Origin of the sequence: Paenibacillus planticolens (assembly GCF_013141725.1) — a bacterium.
Lineage (GTDB): Bacteria > Bacillota > Bacilli > Paenibacillales > NBRC-103111 > Paenibacillus_E > Paenibacillus_E planticolens.
This window is the reverse complement of sequence record NZ_WHNZ01000015.1, coordinates 81,824-101,972: the sequence shown is the minus strand read 5'-3', so window position 1 is coordinate 101,972 and position 20,149 is coordinate 81,824. Positions and strand designations below refer to the sequence as shown.

Here is a 20,149-nt window from a genome sequence, read left to right as displayed (position 1 = left end):
CAGTCTACTGAAAAGGAAGCCCTCTTTTTTGCGTCTATACAAAAAAAGACTGCTTGCAATAAGCAGTCCTCTCATTTATTAAGGCTTGATATCGTAGATCTTGTACAAATCATCCAACATGATATTCGCCGCTTTCACACCGCCGGCTGTATTCCATGTCGCGTCATTGACTTTCACTAATTTATTGTTTTGCACCACTTTGAGATTTTTCCAGAGCGGGTCATTCATCCATTCCTGCTCTTGCTTCGTCCCTTTGCCGTCACCGGTCTCATACGTAAAGTAGAACACGCGGTCTGCCGCATCAAGCTCAGTCAGGCGTTCCTTGGTAATGTCTTCAAACGATTTCTCATCGCTTTTCGCATCCGAACGGTCAAAACCGATTTGTTTGAAAATAACGCCGGTAAACATATTGCCGTAGTAGTATCGCGTTTTGCCACCCATGAAACGAACGACAGCGACTTTCTCTTTCAGCTTATCGCCTGCTTTGCTTTTGAAATCGTCAATCCGTTTATCAAAGGCCGCGATAATTTTATCGCCTTCGGCTTTCTTATTTAAGGCATCGGCATATAGAGCGAAGTTGCTTTTCCACTCACCGCGCAATGTCTCGGAATACACCGTTGGAGCAATCGCTTTAAGTTGATCGTACACTTTCTCATGGCGCATTTTGTTCCCAATGATTAAATCGGGCTTCAAGGATGCGATTAACTCCAGGTTTGGCTGTGACTCCCCGCCAACAGTTGTAACACCTTGCATATCAGCTTTAATATGGTCAAACCATGGACTTCCATAGTAGGATTCGACGGCGCCGACCGGTTTAATGCCTAGAGCTAATAGGGCTTCTGTTCCTTCATTCGTCAAAATAACAACACGCTGCGGGTGCGCAGGTACAGCGGTTTCCCCCATCGCATGCTTAATCGTACGAGGACCTTCCGACTTTGCTGTTTCTTGCGGTGCTGCGGACGCTGCTGGCTGTGAGCCCGGCTTTTCCCCACACGCAGTTAAAACAATGGATACTACAAACAGAATGGCAACAAGAGTCCAAGCTCTTCTTAGTTGTTTACTTTTCCCAAACATCTGACTATGTTCCCTCCACACGATCTATTGATGATAACGATTATCATTATCTAGCCAACCTATCGTACTCGGTTTTAGAAAATCTGTCAATCGAAATTGATAATGATTCTCAAAATCGTTGACTTCAATTGCCGTTCTCATTAAAATAAATGAAGCAGCTAATAAGGAAGCAGGGCAATCATCATGGATTATTCAAACAAAGAACGTCAATATCATTTGTATAAAAGTATCGGACTGCTCGCAGCTCTCCTCGTGCTTGCCGGGCTGATGGTTTGCAGCGTCAGGTTCGGTCTGCGCTCCTATTCATGGGCCCAGGTCATGCAATCTTTCGATCATGCGGCGAAGCCTTCGAACGAGGCTATCATTATTCAAACCGTGCGTATTCCAAGAGCTTTAATCGCCGCACTCGTTGGCGGAAGCTTGGCCGTTGCAGGGGCGCTCATGCAGGCAATGACAAGGAACCCGCTTGCATCACCAAGTATTTTTGGCATTAATTCAGGCGCAGCCTTTGCCATCGTGCTATCTGTCGGATTTTTCAATGTGTCCAGTCTCTCGCAGTTCACTTGGATTGCTTTTCTGGGCGCTGCCGTGAGCTCAGTTCTTGTCTATGGACTTGGCTCATTGGGCAAAGACGGCTTAACCCCTATGAAAATTACGTTAGCCGGCTCGGCCATGACGGCCTTCTTCGCATCGCTTACACAAGGTATCCTGCTTGGAAACGGTAAAGCATTTGACCAAGTTCTTTATTGGCTTGTCGGATCGATCGAAGGCAGGACAATGGCTATGCTTCAATCCGTCTATCCGTATATCCTGATCGCATGGGTCTGTGCGTTTCTTCTTTCGCCGCACATCAACATCTTGTCCATGGGGGACGATGTGGCCAAAGGGCTCGGACAACGCACGATTTACGTGAAATTCATTACCGCCATCGTCATTGTTGTATTGGCCGGAGGCTCTGTCGCCGTCGCAGGCCCGATTGTTTTCGTAGGCATCATCATCCCGCATATCGTCCGGTTTCTTGTCGGGATCGATTATCGCTGGGTCATTCCTTACTGCGCTGTTCTTGGCGGTATTTTGCTCGTGGGCGCGGACATCATTGCCCGCTTCATCGTCATGCCGAAGGAAGTTCATGTAGGTGTAACGACAGCCATTCTTGGAGTTCCCTTCTTTATTTACATTGCTCGCAAAGGGGGACTGCTGAAATGAGTCATTCCAATCGATATGTCACGCTTCGAAGCAAAAGCTTCTCTTATATGGTCAGTAAGAAATCAGTCCTTGTAACCCTGTTATTACTCTTGTCCGTCATTATCGTCATGATTCTAAGTACTGGAATCGGCAGCATCTATATCAAGCCCGTAGAGGTCGTACGTGCCGTATTCGGTTATGGGACTGATCCCAGCAATATGATTGTCAGATCGTTGCGACTGCCTAGGGTGATAGTGGCCGTTTTGATCGGCGCATCGCTCGGCGTTGCGGGCGCCATCCTGCAAGGCATCGTTCGAAATCCGCTAACATCGCCGGATACCATCGGCTCAACAGGTGGGGCTACGCTCGGCGCGGTTTCCTTTTTCTTCTTTTTCTCTGATAAAATCAGCATTCACTGGCTGCCTGTTGCCGCTATTCTCGGCGCTTTCGCCGCCACCTTGCTGGTCTACTTCTTCTCATGGAAAAATGGCATCACCCCGCTTCGGCTCGTCCTGATCGGCACAGGCCTTACTGCGGCAATGAGCGCAATCTCGTATCTGATGATGATTTCCGGACCGATCATTCTCGCGAATCAATCCTTAACCTTCATGACAGGGAGCATTTACGGCGTCTCGTGGCAAAAAGCCGTATATCCGCTTCTTCCATGGGTCGGAATCCTAATCCCGGTAATCTTCTTGTATGCGCGGCATATTACCGTACAATCCTTAGGTGAAGACATCGCCCGGAATGTGGGAAGCAGCGTGCAGCGCCAGCGCTTTCTGCTCATTATTTTGAGCGTAGCACTGTCCGGCGCTGCAGTAGCCTTTGGTGGGGCCATTAATTTCATCGGCCTCATGGCTCCTCATATTGCCCGCAAGTTCGTAGGACCAAGCTTCGGCTCGCTGATTCCCGTTTCCGCGTTGACGGGTTCCTTACTCCTGCTTCTTGCGGATCTGGCTGGACGTTTCGTGTTCAAGCCGCTCGATATTCCGGCAGGCGTTTTCACAGCAGCCATCGGAGCGCCTTTGTTCATCTACGTCTTATACCGCAGCAGAAATCGCGGATAATGCTCTCGATAAACAAACACCCCGGTCATAGAGATGACTGGGGTGTTTGCTCGTATAGGATAAGTGCTAAATCGTTTTGGCTAAACTAGCCATATTATAATTGCTTTCGAACGTGATACTTGCCGACAACATATTGTGTCTGACTGTAAAATCGAAGAAGATCTCACCATGTGTCCAGCTCTTCTTCCGCTTCAGCGACTCCAGCGCCATCTGCCGAAAAGCTTGATACTGCAACTCGGTTAGCCCCTTAACCGCCGTCTCCGGCAGCACGCCGTCCTTACTTTCAAACGGCAGATGCTTCACACCGAATTTACCGATTTCATTGTTGCGGATATGAACAAATACCGTACCTGAACTCACATGGGACAATTCATCCCTAATCCTCCTAAACACCAAATCAATCTGTCTTGCAAGTGACATTGAATCCAGACTCATCATTTCCCTCCCTAAAGATATAAAGTTTTTACTTATTATGTAAATTATCAATGTAAACCTATTATATCTATACTTTTTACATAATTCAACAATTTATTTAAATATTCGTGCAATTTTTACTTTTCTTAACATTTTCTTAATATTTATCCCTATATGTATACGAATGCGAACGATATTTGTCGAATTGGTGTAGAATGTTTCCAGATTCAATGGTATAATTTTCAAAAATAGTTCATTATTCCTGCTTAGACAACAAATTTCGCGAGGAGTCGGTCAGATTGGATAAAATGTCAACCCTATCTTTTAGAAAAAAGTTACAGTTAGGCTGCTATGCACTGATTGGATTAAACTGTGTATTTATGCTTGTTCTTACATTTTCTACAGAGTGGAACCGCTTACTAGGAATTATTTTCCTGATTATCCTTCTCGCCTTAAGCTACCCCTTCATTAAATGGTTTGAGAACCAATTGACGGAGCCTGTAGCCGACTTATCCCGGATTGCGCTTAATATTTCCAAAGGCGATTTTTCCCAAAAAGTGACGGTTACCTCTGATGATACCCTTGGCCAGCTAGGCCAATCCTTTAACAGAATGATTGATAAGCTCCGTGATATTCTTCGGGATACCGGCTCTATTTCCAAACAAGTTTTTCAAACAAGCCGTGACATTTATTCCAAAAATGAAAACTTCCGCACGGTCCTGGAACAAGTCAGCATTTCAGCCCACGAGCTGGCTGCAGGCGCCGGACAAATCTCAGAAGAAGTATCCGGTGTTTCAGTTACCTCCAAAGACATTGAGGGGAAGATTGTCAACTACGCAGGATCTGCCAAAGAAATGAAACAGCGCTCGGATCAGATGATGACCCTTGTGGAGAAAGGCCGCACCTCCGTTGAAAGCCAGGGGGTCGGAATGAAGCGCAACGTGGAAGTGACACAGCAAGTTTCCGAAACTATCGATTTGTTGGCTCGTCAAGCGGCTGGCATCACCAATGTAACCCGCGCCATTTCGGAGATTGCCGAACAAACGAATCTGCTGTCCCTTAACGCCTCCATCGAAGCGGCCAGAGCAGGCGAACACGGCCGGGGATTTGCTGTCGTCGCACAGGAAGTACGCAAGCTTGCTGAAGAATCCACTTCCCTTACCCGTGAAGTATTCGGTTTCGTGAAAACCATCGAGCAAGGCATCCAGGAAGCTATTCGCAGCATTCAAGTCAACGAGGATGTCGTTAAGAAGCAGACCGTGCTGATCGGTCAAACGGAAATCGTATTCTCCCAAATTGTCGACAGCGTTGGCTTTATTTCGGAAGAAATCACACGTTTTGCGGAAGAAAGCGAACAGATGCTGGTCAGCTCCGAACAAATCGCGGCCGCCATGGAAAATATCTCGGCTATCACCGAGGAATCCGCTGCCGGTACGCAAGAGGTTTCGGCATCCATGAATGAACAGATTGCTACCGTACAAGGCATCGTCTCCCAAGCTGAGGAAATGACACGTGTCGTGACACAGCTGCAGCAGACGATTCAAGTGTTCAAGCTATAAATCTACGAATGGTACCGGTTCAACTTGAGATCCGCCTATGTCACAAAAGGGATGCCCTCATGTAGATCATTCTACATTCAGGACATCCCTTTTCTCTTATACCTTAACCTTATCTTCCGTCAGTCTCATGAATTCCTTCACATCTTGAACAGCCATATCGACGGCGCTTTGCCAGAAATCCGGCTCCGTCAAATCGACCCCGAGATGCTTCTGCGCAAGCTCTTCCACGTTCATGCTACCTGTGTCTCTAAGCAGAGAGATATACTTATCTTCGAAGGCTGCGCCTTCTTGCACGGCTCTCGCATAAATACCGGCACTAAACATATAGCCGAATGTGTAAGGGAAGTTATAGAAAGGCACATCGGTTGCATAGAAGTGCAATTTGGCTGCCCAGAAATGCGGATGATAGCTGCTTAACGCATCTTTGTAAGCAAGCTTCTGAGCATCCACCATAAGCTCATTCAGGCGCTCCACGCTAACGAGACCTTGACGTCGTTCTGCGTAGAAGTTCGTTTCAAAAATGAATCTCGCATGGATATTCATGAAGAAGGCGATAGCCCGCTGGATTTTGTCTTCAAGCAAAATCATGCGCTCTTCGTCGGTAGAAGCGCTCTTCACAACCGCGTCCGCAACGATCATCTCTGCGAATGTAGACGCCGTTTCCGCGACGTTCATCGCATACTCTTGCGCGAGTGCCGGCATATCCGTCATCACGTGCTGATGATAGCCGTGGCCGAGCTCATGCGCAAGCGTTGAAACGTTGTTCAGCGTGCCGCCGTACGTCATGAAAATACGGGTCTCCCCAGCGATCGGGAATGACGTGCAGAAGCCGCCAGGACGCTTCCCAGCGCGATCCTCAGCTTCAATCCAGCGATTCTCGAATGCTTGCTCCGAAAAGGCCGCCAGCTTCGGACTGAAGCGCTCGAATTGCTGGATGATGAGACTTGCGCCTTCATCGTAAGAAATTTTCTTGGAAGAGTCGCCAAGCGGAGCATCGACATCCACCCACGCCAATTTCTCGACGCCAATGAGCTTCGCTTTACGGTTCAAGTAGTCAACGAAAATCGCTTTATTGCGGTCAATAACATCCCACATCACATTCAGCGTTTTCTCTTCCATCCGATTGATCGCCAGCGGCTCTTTATGTATGCTGTTCCAGCCTCTGTATTTGTACACTTGGAGACGGAACCCAGCCAAATGGTTCAGCGCCTCTGCGCAGTAATCCTCTTTGTCCGTCCAGGCCTGTTCCCATTTCTCGAAAAGCTCCAGCCGTTCTTCACGGTTCTCAGTGTGCAGCTTGTTAAATGCTTGACCTGCCGAAAGCTGGGCGGTCTCTCCGTCAACCTCCACCGGCATACGGAATTGACCAACGGTCGAATTATACAAGTCGCCCCACCCATGATAGCCGTCTACGGCCAAATCATTAATTAAAGCTTCTTGTTCAGGCGGCAGTTTTTCTTGTGCCAAGGCACGGCGTTCATGCAGCGGAAATGCAATAGCTTGGAACGGCTCTTTCTGCAGTATCTCCGACCACACTTCATCCGGAATGCCGGTCAGCACTTGATCGAAATGCGTGAGCGATGACAAATGTTCGGCGTATAAGCTTTTGACTTGACCGTTCAATACCGGCGCTTTCTTATCCTTCTGATTATCGGCGAGCAGACAGCCTACAAAAGAATCCGCCTCATGAATATGTTTCAAATTATGCTGGAGCAACTCGACCAGCTTGGCAAGGCCGTCTGTATCTTCTGCTTGCTGTGGCGATGGCGTGCTCCGCACCTGCTCCTGAAAAGCCGCAATCGAAGCTTGAAGCTCTTTCAGGTGAGCTGCGAACGCAGAAGACTCGCTTCCGCCAGGGAAAAAAGTGTCTAAATTCCATGTTTGATTAAGAGGTAAATGAAGCAAAGCTATCACCTTTCCTTTCCATCTTTTATTAAATCATAAACGGCGCATCAGGAGCAATCATCGTAATCTTATTCATTGCTTCTAGGTAAAAAGTATGATTCAATGAAATATAGTTCCTGCAAAAAAATCGGAACAGGATGGTGTGATCAACTACAATGAAACCGTTACAAATATCTCCAGAAACAGCCGTCAAGCTTGCTGAACAGCTTAAGGTGCCGTTGGAACATCTCATGCATATGCCACAACATATTTTACTTCAAAAATTAGCAGAGCTCGCGAAATCTTCCGCTTCGGAACAAAGCGAACCGGAATCGAAGTAAGCTAATGCTGTTTCCTTTTGCAAACACATGGCCTTATGACATTGTTATGAAGGACGTTTATGTGGCCGAATGTCCGTTTTGCCATAGCCCCAATGTGCTGCTGCCGCTGAAAGTCCACGAACTGAAATCCATTCACGAAGGCAAGAAAAAGCTGCTTGTATTCCCCTGCTGTCATAACAAGCTGACGCTCGTCGACACAGACCGCGATTATATATTGGCGGACACCGCTATACGAACGAAACAATCGTAGCTTTCAAGCGCAAGGAGTAGAAAGAGTTCCTATGAATGAGTATCTCGTTCCTTTGACAAGTGCATGCACGTTAATTACGCTGAATTACGTGGCGATGAAAGTTCGCAGCAAGATGCTGGCCGATTCCTTCGAGCAGCTTCTTGCCCCTTTACTTACCGGCCTCGCTTGTATCATCATGATGTTGGAACCTCTGCCTGAGCCGCTCGGTTTGATTGATTTACGCTCCTTGCCCATCTTCATGGCCGGCCTGCGATATGGGCTGCCGATTGCCCTGCTGTCAACGGTCTTACCGATGGGTTTCGGCTTCATTTCGCATGAAAGCCATGTGTGGTTCAACATCGCCCAAGATCTGTTAGCCCCTGCGCTCATAAGCTCCTTGTTTCATAATAAAGAATATCAGAGCGGCTTCTTGGACATTCCTATTCGTCATGGGCTTCAAATATGCACTTATGTCTTTCTCATGCGTCTGCTGATACACGGACTTTTCATAAGCGGATTGTCCTGGCTGTATATGGGGGATCAGCTTTTTATGCTGGCCATCATCTCCGCAACTTTCATCACGGTTATCATGATGGTGAATGACGAGAATAAAAGCTGGCGGATGCAGCGCCAGATGGAGCTGCAAGCCAATCAGGACAACCTAACCAAGCTGCCGAATCTGCGCAGCTTTATGCCGATTGCGAGCAGTGCGCTGCTCAAACGGAAAATGTCCATCATGATGATTGATCTGGATAATTTCAAACAATATAACGATCTCTTCGGACATCTGGAGGGCGATCAGCTGCTCAGAGAAATCAGCCATGTCCTACGCCATCATATCCATGAAGAGGATTACCTTGCAAGATATGGCGGGGAAGAGTTTATTCTTCTCTGCACGGAGTCGGACCCGGTCCGGCTGGGCTTATACGCACAGCGATTATGCTTTCTGGCTGCTGAAGCATTTCAAGATAAGAATCAGTCGATCGCAGCCCCCATTACCATCTCAATCGGCATTTCTACCGCGGAATCCACCCAGTCCGAATTGACTCAATTGATCTATGAAGCGGACCAAGCCCTTTATGAATCCAAACATCAAGGGAAAAATCGCTACACCCACTACACTGAAATCCAAGCCCTTAATCAAAAAATGAACGCTTAACTATGCAAGGGATCGCAATTTCCCATCACATAGACAAGCGTTCATTTGATTTAACTCACAGTTCTTAAGTAGCTTGTTTCATTTCCTCCGGCAGCTCCATACGAATCGCCAGCATATCTTCGCGGGTAACGACCCACTGCTCACGGCTCGCGCGAATCATCGCGGCATCCATAATCTTACGGTCATTGATAATGCGTGAAAACCATTTGACCGCCTCATTGAAATGGCCCAATCTGCGGTTGAGTTCGCCCATTAAATACATCAGCCTGGCATTATTGAGTTCCATACCTTCATTCTCATATACGTGAACGTAGGCGTCCAGTGCAAAGGCCAAGAATCGCTTCTCTTGCTCCCAATCCCCTTTGGCTCTGTACAGCCATGCCAAATGGTGTAGAAGTCCTGCAATAACACGGGATTTCTCCTCTTTGATCTGCGCGCTGAGCAAGGCCAGCTTATAGCTCTGAATCGTTTCTTCCCACGTTCTTTCTCCGCTGTAACTGCGCACCGACCAGTTCTTCGCGACTCTCTCGTAAAAGGTTTCCCGTTGAGCCGGTTTCCATTTATCTGAAAAGTTTTCGGTATGCGCATAGCCGCAGTAAGGACAGATCCTCACCACATAGTAGTCGGGGTTGATATCCTTATAATGAACGCAGAAATCGGCGTCTGTTTTACTCGCTTTTTTGAAACTGGGGCGAACCTTCATCGATTTGAAGGAATTGTCGCAATAAGTACATTTCACTGAAATCTCATACAAAGGTTCAACCATCTTGAAACCCCGCCTCATTTCTGAAAAAGTGTGGGAAAGAAGAACTATTCATCTTCAGGTGTGTTCACAAAGTGATAAGCGGAGCCTTTCAGCCGTTGCAGCAAAAAATCCCGGAGCTCATCCGGCAAGCCGACTTCCTGCATAGCTTCAGCCATGCAGCCTAACCATGCATCCGCACGTTCCACTGTAATGGGAAAAGCCATATGCCTGGCTCTCATCATAGGGTGCCCATGGACATCCGAATACAAGGTCGGACCTCCGAAAAATTGGCTTAAAAACATATATTGTTTATCCATAACAGGTTCGATGTCGGAGGGGAACAACGGTGCCAACAAGGGATGATTCTGTACTTTCGGATAGAATGCCTCCACAATTCGGCGAACCGTCTCTGCTCCCCCCATCAATTCAAAAAGCGTACTGCGATCTTGCTCTGACATGGTGAAATCCTCTCTGCTCGTAATGACTTAATAATATTCTACATCCTCATCACCTGTAGGCATGAGCGTTTCGCGAATGACAAACACAAACATGCAAACAGCCAATCCGGCAATGACACCTGTCATTTGAATCACTCCCGTTGCCTAGGATATAAGACTAGTACTAGTCCTATTTTACCATAAAACCGTTCTCATAACAGTACCAAAGTCTAAGTTTTTTGGGCCGGCATGTATGTCCCATCCCTCTCATATAGTTGAGGAGGAGGTGTAAAAGTTCCATGGAGAAACGAAACTTTACCGCGGCGTTACTCATGGCTTTTGTCGTTATAGCCATTATTCTATGCTTATTTGCGTTTCCTCATGCCGGCCTTCAGGCAGCCTTACGCGGTGTTTCCATCTGGTGGGATGTGCTCTTTCCCGCACTCTTTCCCTTCTTCGTGATCTCCGAAATTCTGCTTGGCTTTGGCATCGTTCATTTCTTCGGCACACTTCTTGATCCGATCATGCGCCCCGTGTTCCGTATCCCAGGTATCGGCGGTTTCGTCGTCGCTATGGGCTTCGCAGCCGGCTACCCTGTCGCCGCCAAATTGACCTCCCAGCTGTGGACGCAAAAACTCGTGAACCGCGAAGAGGGGGAACGGCTCGTCGCATTTACAACAAGCTCTGACCCGATCTTCTTGATCGGAGCTGTTTCCATAGGCTTCTTCCATGATGCCTCATTGGCCATCATTCTGGCTGTAGCCCATTATGGAGGCTCCCTCCTGATCGGGCTTATCATGCGATTCCACGGAAGGAAAAGCCCGTCTACCGAGCAAAAGAGCGCCGGTAAAGGCAGCATGTGGAAGCGCGCATTCGATTCCATGCACACGGCGCGCTTATCCGATGGAAGATCGATAGGCGAGCTTCTCAGTCAATCCATCCTTCACTCGTTCAATTTAATTTTCGTCGTAGGTGGACTTGTTGTCTTCTTCTCTGTCGTATTGACGGTCTTAACCGAAGCTAGCGTCATGAACGCGATGTACCTGCTTATCGATTCCATCTTGCGGTTTACGGGACTGCCCCTTGAACTTTCTCAAGCTGTCATGAACGGCCTGTTCGAGGTGACGATTGGCGCGAAGGCTGCGGGGAACGCTCCGGCGGCGCTAGCGCTGTCCAGCAAAGTCGCGATCGGGGCTTTTATCTTGTCCTGGGGCGGCATGTCGGTTCATGCGCAAATTGTCAGCCTGTTGAGTCATACCAACTTACGCTATATGCCTTTTCTCATTGCGCGAATGATCCACGCCCTGCTCTCCGCAGCGATTGTGCTCGTTATTTGGGAGCCTATGCAGGTCTTCCGAGGCTCAAAAGCTGTTTTCCTGCCGCAATACGATCCCTCTTCTCCCGTTCTCAGCTATCTCAGACTGCTGCTGCCTGTGAGCGGAACGGCCATCCTGGCTGCTTTTACAGTCATTGCGGGGCTCTTTGCTGCATATTCCTTACTTAGACTCGTGTATGAAAAGGCTGGAGGAACAAGATAATATGGGTAATTACAATTCTGATCATAAAGGGAGTGAACATCCAGATATGCAAAACGCCATCCTCAAAGTAGCAAAACCGTTGCCGCCTGCGATTGAGCGCTTGTCTGAGCTGGCCATCAATTTATGGTTCAGTTGGAACCATGATGCCTTGCAGCTTTTTGCACAAATGGATCCTGTAAAATGGGCTCAAGCCGGCCATAATCCGGTTCGCCTCCTTTACGATTTGGACGATGCCAGGCTCGATGAATTAAGCAATAATGCGGAGTTTCTAACTCAGTATCGACAAGTGATGAGCAAATTCGACGACTATTTGAACGGTCCCACCTGGTTCCAAAGACAACACGGAGATCGCGGCTATGTGCAGGTTGCCTACTTCTCCGCCGAATTCGGCTTTCATGAATCTTTGCCGATCTATTCGGGAGGCCTCGGTATTTTGGCTGGCGATCATGCGAAATCGGCAAGCGATTTGGGCATTCCGTTAGTCGGTGTCGGCCTGCTGTATAAAAAAGGGTATTTTACGCAAAAAATCGATGCATCCGGCGGACAGCAAAGCGAATTATTTGAGTACGACTTCGCCAAGCTGCCGATCGCGCCCGTTCTTCATGAAGGCGTTCACCGCACCATCTCAATCGATATGCCCGGCCGCGCCATCACCTTGCAGATTTGGCAGGTGCAAGTAGGCCGCAACCAGATCTATTTACTAGACGCCGATCATGAGGCCAACAGTCCGGCAGACAAAGAGCTCACCGCTCAGTTATACGGCGGGAATCAAGATACCCGGATCGCTCAGGAAATTGTGCTTGGCATTGGCGGCATTAAGGCGCTTCGCGCGCTGGGCATCTATCCTAATGTGTATCACATCAACGAAGGCCACGCGGCTTTCCTCGCCCTGGAGCGGTTAAGGGAGCTGCTGCATCTGGGTCTTCCTTTCCACGTGGCGGTGGAAACCGTACGCTCCGCTACCGTATTCACCACCCATACGCCGGTGCCTGCGGGGCACGACACGTTCTCGATCGGGATGGTGGAGCACTATCTCGGGCCGCTGTTTCATGAGCTGCCGCGCCATAAACAAGCCATTGTCACACTCGGACTTGACCATCACACTGGCCAGTTTAATATGACGCATTTGGCCCTGAATACAGCCGGACTGCGCAATGGCGTCAGTAAACTGCACGGGCAAGTATCGCGAGATATGTTCAAAGAATTTCACGGTCACATTGATGCTAATGAAGTTCCTATCGGCTCTATTACGAATGGGGTTCACTTGGATACGTGGACAGCTCCGGGTTGGAAAGAGCTACTGGATCGCTTCCTGCCGGGCACATGGCGGGAGGAGCAAAGCAACAGGCATCAATGGCAGCAAGTTGAGGTCATTCCCGACGAGTCCGTCTGGAAAGTGCATCAGCAGCTGAAAGATAACCTGATTCGCTTCGCCCGCCACAATTTGATGGAGCAGCGCAAGCGCAACGGAGAATCGGAGGAGCGCATTGCGGAAGTCAGACAGTATTTGAATCCTAAAGCCTTGACCATCGGATTTGCCAGAAGATTTGCCACATACAAGCGGGCAAATCTCATATTTAATGATTTGTACCGGCTGAAGAAATTAATCAATGATCCCGACCGACCGGTCCAATTCATATTTGCCGGCAAAGCTCACCCAGCTGATTATCCCGGTCAGGAGCTTATCCGTGAAATTTACCGCATTTCGCAAATGAAGGAATTCCAAGGCAAAGTCGTCATGCTTGAGAACTACGACATGCATATGGCCCGCTACCTCGTACAAGGCGTAGATGTCTGGCTGAACAACCCTAGAAGGCCCCTTGAAGCCAGCGGCACGAGCGGGCAAAAAGCGGCTATGAACGGGGTTCTTAATTTTAGCGTGCTTGACGGCTGGTGGGAGGAAGGCTACAACGGGACGAACGGTTGGGCGATCGGTTCAACAGGTTCTGCCGACTGGGCGGTGCAGGAGAAAGAAAATACGCAATCCATCTACCACATCCTGGAGAAAGAAATCATTCCCTTGTATTACAATCAAGGACATCTCCCTCATCAATGGATCAACCGGATGAAGCGCTCGATCCAATCGCTGAGTCCTGTGTATAATACACACCGGATGGTTCAGGATTATACGGAAGAAACCTATTTGCCGACAGCAGACCGGGCACGTCTGTTTGTCGCCAATCACTACGAGGTAGCGACGAAGGTTGCCGATTACAAGCAGTTTATCCGAAGTAACTGGTATCAAGTAAAAATCATCGGCATCGATGACCGTTCCGCCAAATTGTCGACCGAAGTGCCTTTAAGCGAAATCAAGCCGTCTACGAAGGAAGTTACCGCGCAGGTCCATTTCGGCCCCATTTGGCCGCAAGATACAGCCGTGGAAATCATTTACTATGAGGACAATGGAGAAAAATGGGAGCAGAGGATCATTGCCATGGAGCCTACGGGTGTGTTGGTGGAGCAAGTACAGAGCTATAAAGCAACGATTCCCGGACATCTCATCCACGGACCGCATTTTTCCATTCGCGTTCGGCCTGTTTCGACAAACTTTGCCCACTCCTTTGAGCTTTCATTAGTCACCAGCACGTTATCCTGGCAATAAATGTATGATTTCCCCGATAAAGCCCCGTTAGGGGCTTTTCTTATTTTCTTTTATAAATTATTATGAAAAGAGGACTTACGGTATGTGCATGCGTTCATGAATGCAAATCTAACCACTTGGTGATGCTATGGATTGGAATAAGGCACTAGAATTGGCATATATCGCACCGAATTCGGACTGTCATTTGATTGTTGTCGGTGAATGTAAAGATGGGCAGCCGTTCTGCTATGAAGATAATTTCTCCATTGATAAAATTGGTGTAGACTCGTTCACCGTTTGTTTAGAAGTTTCGGGACTGTTTCCATTCGACAAACTTGAACATGTTTCATTTATTGAATTTTCTTTTAAAGACCGCGGAATTTTATATTATACCTATGTTGAGTTTCTACAACTTGAATTAAAAAAGTCGATTTGTTACCTTACGCTCTCTATTCCCGAAGATATTCAACAGCATCAGAACCGACAGCACAACCGGGCAAAGCTCTCCCTTCGAACACCTATCACGCTTCAAATTGTCGGCATTCGCGGCTTATCCGCACGCAAGGGCGTCGCTTTCTCCGGACAGCTGCTTGATATTAGCGCGGGTGGTCTTTCTTTTGTTACGACGAACCGGCTTTTTTATCCCTTATTTCTGGAGTTCAGCTTCATTCTGTCAGGGTTTCCCGGGCCGATTACCGCCTATGGTGAAATTGTTAGGGTGACCAATTTCAGCAACGATTTATACCGTGTCGCTGCCAAATTTCGGCATACGCCAGAGTCCATCCTGCAAGAAATTGACAAATACTGCACGCTTCAATAGGAGGAAAACGATTGAAATACAACGTCATTGAACGAGGCGATGATATCTCCAAAGAGTTGACAGCGCGGTTCCATGCGCTCGCAGCCAAGCAAGGCATGCCCCGGGATGAAGTGAATCCCGACATCGTCCTTTCCATTGGCGGGGATGGCACGATGCTTCAAGCCTTTCATAATTACGTACATCAACTGGATCATATTGCCTTCGTCGGTATTCATACAGGACATCTGGGCTTTTTTGCAGATTGGAAACCGAATGAATTAGACCATCTCGCATCGCTCATGTTCAGTGTGAGCACCCCTGAGGAGCTTCATATTGTTCAGTATCCCGTTGTAGAAATCGAAATAACGACTGACAAAGGCGTGGAGACGCATCTGGCGCTCAATGAATTTACGCTGCGGGGCATCGAAGTATCGCTAGTTGCGCGTTTGCACATCAACGACGAAATGTTCGAAATGTTCCGCGGGGACGGTATCTGCATTTCCTCGCCAGCCGGCAGTACAGCTTATAACAAAAGCTTAGGAGGAGCGATGGTCCATCCATCATTGGAAGCCATTCAAATCGCAGAGATTGCTTCTATCAACAACAGAGTCTATAGAACGCTTGGCTCCTCTATGATTTTGCCAAAGCACCATCATTGCGACATTTATCCGAAAGCTCAGCAAAATATGCTGCTTTCCCTTGATCATAAGTACATGCAGCGCAATGATGTCGTTTCGATCCGCTGCCGTGTAGCCTCCCATGTCAAAGTGAAGTTTGCAAGATTCCGTCCTTTCCCGTTCTGGAACAGGGTTCGCGAAGCTTTTGTTGGATTAGAGGTAAAGTAAGTATTAAGAAAAACCGTCAGGAAAATCCTGACGGTTTTTTTGTGATTCTTTACTTACTGCTTCATGGGCTACTTCGACCATCCTATCCGTGGGAACTCCATTCCCTTATTTCGGCGGAAAGCGGAATTTCGGGCGCTGGAGGGGAACTACAGGGTCTTATATCACCCCAATGATCGAACAAACTGCTCGGATTGGTCGAATAGAGGAACCTAGTTCCCTTTCCCTTGCCTTAAGTGCTGTTTCTAGCCAAATAGCGCGCCCTGTAGTTCCCCATCTCCTCCAGCAGAGCATGGAAACCGGAGATTTCGCCGTCCCTGAAAAAAGACGCCATCCTTCTCTCTCGAGTTGGAGTGGCGTCCTTTTCGGTTTATGACGTGGTTGCCGAAGGTTCCGATGCTGCCTGATGCTGCTTATTGCCATTCACTTTCTCAATAATGAAATAGGCGCAGCCAAAGTTGCAGTACTCATTCAAGTAATCCTGAAGAGCGGCAATGGAAGTTTCCTTCGTTGCTTTAGGGTGGATTTCCTTAAAGAAACCTCTTAGCCTTAACTGGCTGTAACCCCAATCGCCAACAATATAATCATAACGCTCTAATACTTCGCTGAAGCGTTCTTTGAAAACTTCAAAGTTCCAGCCATTTTTATGGTCGGTAACGAGCTCATATGTTTTATTAGCAATATGAATCATGATGTTAGGAAGCTCTCCTTTCTATGATCCGTTCGTTGTCTAGACGTTCGATGCGGCTTGAACCTGTTCATGAGCATGATAGGAGCTGCGCACCAAAGGCCCTGACTCTACATGCTTGAACCCGCGCTTCATTCCCTCTTCTTTGAGGAGGGCGAACTGTTCCGGCGTATAATATTGGGATACGGCCAGATGTTTGGTGGACGGCTGCAAATATTGACCGATTGTCATAATGTCGCAATCAACCGCTCGCAAATCGTCCATTGTCTGCAGCACCTCATCCCACTCCTCACCGACGCCAAGCATAATGCTGGATTTGGTCGGGATCCCCGGTGCAATACGTTTGGAGCGCTGAAGCAGTTCCAATGAGCGGTGATATTTCGCTTTGGAACGGACGCGGTCTGACATGCGTTCAACCGTCTCCATGTTATGATTCAAAATATCAGGCTTCGCCTCAAGGACGACAGCCAAAGATTCTTCACGGCCCAAGAAATCGGGAATCAGTACTTCTACGGTGCACAGAGGTAATTTGCGGCGAATCGCTTTGATGGTTTCCGCGAAAATCATCGCGCCTCCATCCTGCAAATCATCGCGCGCAACAGAGGTCACCACGCAGTGACGCAGTCCCATCTGCAAGGCGGCGTCAGCCACACGTTCCGGCTCTTGCAGATCCAGCTCCGTTGGCAGACCCGTCTTAACCGCGCAAAACCGGCAGGCACGCGTACAAATGTCGCCCAAAATCATGAAAGTAGCGGTTCGATTCGCCCAGCACTCGTGAATATTCGGGCATCTGGCTTCCTCGCAAACCGTATGCAGCGTCTTGGAACGCATCATTGATTTTATTTCTTTGAAATTTTCATCTGTTTTCAGATTAATTTTTAACCAGTCTGGTTTTCTCTCTAATGGTTTTGTAGGCATTATATTTCCCGCCTTTTTTTTGGTTTCTCAATGTTGCTATTATATCATGAATGCCCGACAAAACAATCCACTTTGCCTGTCAGTTGTGATACACTTATCTGGATGGACCAAAACAGCTCAGCTTTTTACATATAGGCTGTATGGGAGGGAAGAAACATGAGCATACAAGAAATAACGCGCGAGAAGGACCGCAAGCTTGGCGAAATTTTAAGAGGCATGGGCCGTGTATTGATTGCCTTCTCCGGAGGTGTAGACAGTACATTTGTCCTCAAGCGTGCGCAGCAAGAACTCGGCGATCAAGTTCTAGCCGTCACTGCCGCATCCGAAACGTTCCCAACGCGGGAATTCGACGCAGCCGTTGAGCTTGCTGAACAAATCGGTGTCCCACTGTATAGAACAGAGGTCAAAGAATTGGAGAACGCTAATTTCGTCGCCAATAATCCGGACCGCTGCTACCATTGCAAAACAGGGTTATATTCACATTTGCAGCAATTAGCCAAAGAATTAGGTTACCCCTACATTCTGGACGGCTCGAATATGGACGATCTCGGCGATTACAGACCGGGGCTGCAAGCGAAGAATGAGCAAGGGGTCCGCAGTACTTTGCAAGAAGCAGGGATGACCAAGGACGAAATCAGACAGCTATCCAAAGAGCTGGGTTTGAGCACTTGGAATAAACCGTCTTTTGCTTGTCTGTCCTCCCGTATTCCTTACGGAACGCAAATTGAGAAATGGAAAATTGACCAGTTGGACGAAGGGGAGTATTTCCTGTCGCAGCTTGGTTTATATCAAGTACGCGTGCGTCACCATGAGAAAATTGCCCGGATCGAAGTCATGCCGGATGAGATACATAAAGTGGTGGAGCACCGTGATGCAATTTATGAAAAGTTCAGTAAGCTCGGCTTTACTTACGTAACGTTGGATTTACAGGGCTACCGAACCGGCAGCATGAACGAAGTACTGTCGAAGGAAACCAAAGAAAAGGTGAAAGAAGCATCCTTATGATGGACTTGGATAAGATTTTGAAGCTCGTTCAGACAGGTGATCTGGACGTCGAAGAAGCCAAAAGGCAAATCATCAAGGAAGGCAGCGGGGATGGCCCCGGCAACCTTGATCTTGGATTTGCCCAGCTGGACATCGATCGCGAGAAGCGGACCGGCTTCCCCGAGGTCATTTTCGGGGAAGGCAAGACCGCCGAGCAGATCGAGGCGATCTTCCGGCGGCTGACGGAGCACACCGACCGCGTGCTCGCTACGCGGGTCGACGCAGCCAAAGCCGCCCATGTTGTCGCTGCCGTGGAAGGTGTCACCTACCACGAAACCGCCCGGTCGCTCACTTGGTTCAAGCGACCGATGTTGAAAGTCCACGACGGCTACATCGCCGTCGTGTGCGCAGGCACCTCCGACCTCCCCGTGGCGGAGGAGGCCGCTCTTACGGCAGAATGCCTGGGCAGCCACGTCGAACGCGTGTTCGATGTGGGCGTAGCCGGCATTCACCGGCTCTTCCGCCGGCTGGAGCTCATTCGCGGTGCTAACGCGATTGTGGTCGTCGCCGGCATGGAAGGCGCGCTCGCCAGCGTCGTTGGCGGGCTCGTGTCCAAGCCGATCGTCGCAGTGCCGACGAGTATCGGTTATGGCGCGCACCTTGCAGGCGTGGCTCCCTTGTTGTCGATGTTAAACAGTTGTTCTCCCGGCATTTCCGTCGTGAACATTGACAACGGTTTCGGAGCAGGCTATTATGCAGGGCTCATTAACAAAAATATGTCGAAACGAGCGTGAGATCCGTACCATGCGTATTCTATATTTGGACTGCTTCTCCGGAATCAGCGGAGATATGACTCTCGGCGCTTTGGTTGATGCAGGAGCAGACCGGACTTATATTGAAGATGAGCTTACCAAAATCAAGTTGGAACCCTACATGCTGGAGTGGAAACGCGTCATTAAGCGTGGCATCTCCGCGCTGAAACTGGATGTGGTCCTGGATCCGCAGCATCCTCCAAAGCATCATCGCCATTATTCGGAAATTGTCAAAGTGATTCAAGAGGCTGGATTTAATGAGCGAGTTACATCCCTCAGCCTAGCCATCTTTGAAAAAATCGGCATCGCTGAAGCGAAAATCCATGGTATTCCAGTTGAAAAAGTGCATTTCCACGAAGTCGGAGCGATCGACTCCATTGTCGACATCGTGGGTGTAGCTTTGGCTATTGACTCCTTGCAAATCGAGCGCATCTTTGCTTCTCCTGTACCGCTGGGCTCAGGAACCATTCATATCGATCATGGGACTTATCCGGTACCCGCTCCGGCAACTTTGGAAATGATGCGCGGTTTACCCATCGCCTCTACCAACTTCAGCCTGGAGATGACCACACCAACAGGTGCGGGCATTATTTCCGGTATCGTTGACGAATTTTCCAAAAGCTTTCCTCCTATGATCGTAGATACAATCGGATATGGTGCAGGCACACGGGATTTGCCTAATCAACCCAATGTGCTCCGCGTCGTAGTCGGTAAAGTAGATCCTTTCATTGGGAAATGGCAGGTCGGCCATGAACACCTGGCTCACGAGCACAGCCATAGTCATGGTCATACGCATGATGATCACCATCACCACCATGATCATGATCACTCTCATTCACAAGCTCACCCGCACGCGCACTCTCATGACCATCAATAACAACAAAAACGCCTCT

General features: G+C 48.6%; 20 protein-coding genes. 13 read left to right on the top strand and 7 right to left on the bottom strand.

Annotation, left to right across the window (positions count from 1 at the left end; all coding sequences use genetic code 11):
• Window positions 1–78: 78 nt before the first annotated feature.
• Complete coding sequence (locus tag GC097_RS06730; protein ID WP_171682561.1) at window positions 79–1,074, bottom strand: ABC transporter substrate-binding protein; 996 nt, start codon at window positions 1,072–1,074, stop codon at window positions 79–81.
• A gap of 183 nt (window positions 1,075–1,257) precedes the next feature.
• Between GC097_RS06730 and GC097_RS06725 the strand changes: the two genes are divergently transcribed.
• Window positions 1,258–2,280: a FecCD family ABC transporter permease gene (locus tag GC097_RS06725; RefSeq protein ID WP_171682560.1), complete on the top strand. Its 1,023-nt coding sequence runs from the start codon at window positions 1,258–1,260 to the stop codon at window positions 2,278–2,280.
• Entirely contained in the window at window positions 2,277–3,326 is a 1,050-nt protein-coding gene (locus GC097_RS06720; RefSeq protein WP_171682559.1) for a FecCD family ABC transporter permease, read from the top strand. The genes GC097_RS06725 and GC097_RS06720 overlap by 4 nt, the downstream gene beginning before the upstream one ends.
• Window positions 3,327–3,392: 66 nt before the next feature.
• Here the strand turns inward: GC097_RS06720 and GC097_RS06715 are convergent, their stop codons facing one another.
• Window positions 3,393–3,761, bottom strand: coding sequence for an O-methyltransferase (locus GC097_RS06715; protein ID WP_171682558.1), 369 nt, complete (start codon window positions 3,759–3,761; stop codon window positions 3,393–3,395).
• A 359-nt stretch (window positions 3,762–4,120) separates the two neighbouring features.
• On the opposite strand from GC097_RS06715, the gene GC097_RS06710 reads away from it, so the two are divergent.
• Complete coding sequence (locus GC097_RS06710; RefSeq protein ID WP_312875623.1) at window positions 4,121–5,299, top strand: methyl-accepting chemotaxis protein; 1,179 nt, start codon at window positions 4,121–4,123, stop codon at window positions 5,297–5,299.
• Window positions 5,300–5,395: 96 nt separating this feature from the next.
• Here GC097_RS06710 and GC097_RS06705 read toward each other — a convergent pair whose 3' ends face one another.
• Entirely contained in the window at window positions 5,396–7,204 is a 1,809-nt protein-coding gene (locus tag GC097_RS06705) for a M3 family oligoendopeptidase (RefSeq protein ID WP_171682556.1), read from the bottom strand.
• Between the two features lie 155 nt (window positions 7,205–7,359).
• On the opposite strand from GC097_RS06705, the gene GC097_RS06700 reads away from it, so the two are divergent.
• Genes GC097_RS06700 through GC097_RS06690 form a run of 3 tightly spaced genes read left to right on the top strand, consistent with a single transcriptional unit; the run spans window position 7,360 to window position 8,912 of the window.
• Complete coding sequence (locus tag GC097_RS06700) at window positions 7,360–7,524, top strand: YycC family protein (protein WP_171682555.1); 165 nt, start codon at window positions 7,360–7,362, stop codon at window positions 7,522–7,524.
• A 7-nt stretch (window positions 7,525–7,531) separates the two neighbouring features.
• The gene (locus GC097_RS06695) at window positions 7,532–7,774 is read left to right on the top strand and encodes a hypothetical protein (protein ID WP_171682865.1); all 243 of its coding nucleotides are present in this window, start codon (window positions 7,532–7,534) and stop codon (window positions 7,772–7,774) included.
• Window positions 7,775–7,805: 31 nt separating this feature from the next.
• Window positions 7,806–8,912 carry a GGDEF domain-containing protein gene (locus GC097_RS06690; RefSeq protein ID WP_171682554.1) on the top strand — a complete coding sequence of 369 codons (1,107 nt, stop codon included), beginning with the start codon at window positions 7,806–7,808 and terminating at the stop codon, window positions 8,910–8,912.
• A 64-nt stretch (window positions 8,913–8,976) separates the two neighbouring features.
• On the opposite strand, the gene GC097_RS06685 is transcribed toward GC097_RS06690, so the two are convergent.
• Window positions 8,977–9,678: a DUF2225 domain-containing protein gene (locus GC097_RS06685; protein ID WP_171682553.1), complete on the bottom strand. Its 702-nt coding sequence runs from the start codon at window positions 9,676–9,678 to the stop codon at window positions 8,977–8,979.
• A gap of 44 nt (window positions 9,679–9,722) precedes the next feature.
• Window positions 9,723–10,115, bottom strand: coding sequence for a globin domain-containing protein (locus tag GC097_RS06680; protein ID WP_171682552.1), 393 nt, complete (start codon window positions 10,113–10,115; stop codon window positions 9,723–9,725).
• A gap of 278 nt (window positions 10,116–10,393) precedes the next feature.
• On the opposite strand from GC097_RS06680, the gene spoVV reads away from it, so the two are divergent.
• The 4 genes from spoVV to GC097_RS06660 all read left to right on the top strand — a co-directional run bounded on the left by spoVV (window position 10,394) and on the right by GC097_RS06660 (window position 15,857).
• On the top strand, window positions 10,394–11,632 hold the full coding sequence (gene spoVV / locus GC097_RS06675) for a dipicolinic acid transporter SpoVV (protein WP_171682551.1): 1,239 nt from the start codon (window positions 10,394–10,396) through the stop codon (window positions 11,630–11,632).
• A gap of 46 nt (window positions 11,633–11,678) precedes the next feature.
• Entirely contained in the window at window positions 11,679–14,234 is a 2,556-nt protein-coding gene (gene glgP / locus GC097_RS06670; RefSeq protein WP_171682550.1) for an alpha-glucan family phosphorylase, read from the top strand.
• A gap of 127 nt (window positions 14,235–14,361) precedes the next feature.
• On the top strand, window positions 14,362–15,033 hold the full coding sequence (locus GC097_RS06665; protein ID WP_171682549.1) for a PilZ domain-containing protein: 672 nt from the start codon (window positions 14,362–14,364) through the stop codon (window positions 15,031–15,033).
• Window positions 15,034–15,044: 11 nt separating this feature from the next.
• Window positions 15,045–15,857 carry an NAD kinase gene (locus GC097_RS06660; protein WP_171682548.1) on the top strand — a complete coding sequence of 271 codons (813 nt, stop codon included), beginning with the start codon at window positions 15,045–15,047 and terminating at the stop codon, window positions 15,855–15,857.
• A gap of 367 nt (window positions 15,858–16,224) precedes the next feature.
• Here the strand turns inward: GC097_RS06660 and GC097_RS06655 are convergent, their stop codons facing one another.
• The gene (locus tag GC097_RS06655) at window positions 16,225–16,545 is read right to left on the bottom strand and encodes a YutD family protein (RefSeq protein ID WP_171682547.1); all 321 of its coding nucleotides are present in this window, start codon (window positions 16,543–16,545) and stop codon (window positions 16,225–16,227) included.
• A gap of 39 nt (window positions 16,546–16,584) precedes the next feature.
• Entirely contained in the window at window positions 16,585–17,463 is an 879-nt protein-coding gene (gene lipA, locus GC097_RS06650; protein WP_312875630.1) for a lipoyl synthase, read from the bottom strand.
• A 153-nt stretch (window positions 17,464–17,616) separates the two neighbouring features.
• Between lipA and larE the strand changes: the two genes are divergently transcribed.
• From larE to larC, 3 genes are read left to right on the top strand one after another with little or no spacing between them, the layout of a single operon-like run.
• Complete coding sequence (gene larE, locus GC097_RS06645) at window positions 17,617–18,465, top strand: ATP-dependent sacrificial sulfur transferase LarE (protein WP_171682545.1); 849 nt, start codon at window positions 17,617–17,619, stop codon at window positions 18,463–18,465.
• The gene (gene larB, locus GC097_RS06640) at window positions 18,462–19,238 is read left to right on the top strand and encodes a nickel pincer cofactor biosynthesis protein LarB (RefSeq protein ID WP_171682544.1); all 777 of its coding nucleotides are present in this window, start codon (window positions 18,462–18,464) and stop codon (window positions 19,236–19,238) included. The genes larE and larB overlap by 4 nt, the downstream gene beginning before the upstream one ends.
• A 10-nt stretch (window positions 19,239–19,248) precedes the next feature.
• A complete protein-coding gene (larC, locus tag GC097_RS06635; RefSeq protein WP_171682543.1) occupies window positions 19,249–20,133 on the top strand; it encodes a nickel pincer cofactor biosynthesis protein LarC in 885 nt (294 codons plus the stop codon).
• The last annotated feature ends 16 nt before the right edge of the window (window positions 20,134–20,149 follow it).